We start from the raw sequence: 380 nt of genomic DNA on the forward strand, positions 1-380 counted from the left end.
CCTTTACCTGGAACGTAACTGTGGATCCTGTTAATCAGGCACCAGTGGTCACTAATCCAGGTGTGCAGAATGATATAGAGGGTGCGGTGATCTCGTTGCAGGTTTCGGCCACGGACCCAGAGGATGATGGCATGAGCTATTCTGCCACTGGACTCCCTACCGGCCTAAGTATAGATAACGCTACCGGACTTATCAGTGGTACCATCGCAACCGGTGCTACAACAAACAGTCCTTATACAGTAGAGGTAACGGTAACGGACGACGGTACTCCTGCGGAGTCTGCCATGGTTTCCTTTACCTGGAACGTAACTGTGGATCCTGTTAATCAGGCACCAGTGGTCACTAATCCAGGTGTGCAGAATGATATAGAGGGTGCGGTG

Annotated in this window: 1 protein-coding gene; it reads left to right on the plus strand. The window is 51.1% G+C overall.

All coding sequences use genetic code 11. The annotated features are described in order from the left end of the window. Positions 1–380: putative Ig domain-containing protein (locus MWU82_RS24175; RefSeq protein ID WP_247098326.1), on the plus strand; the 380-nt coding region annotated here is incomplete at both ends.

Origin of the sequence: Arenibacter sp. S6351L (genome assembly GCF_023016025.1) — a bacterium.
In the GTDB taxonomy this organism is placed as follows: domain Bacteria; phylum Bacteroidota; class Bacteroidia; order Flavobacteriales; family Flavobacteriaceae; genus Arenibacter; species Arenibacter algicola_B.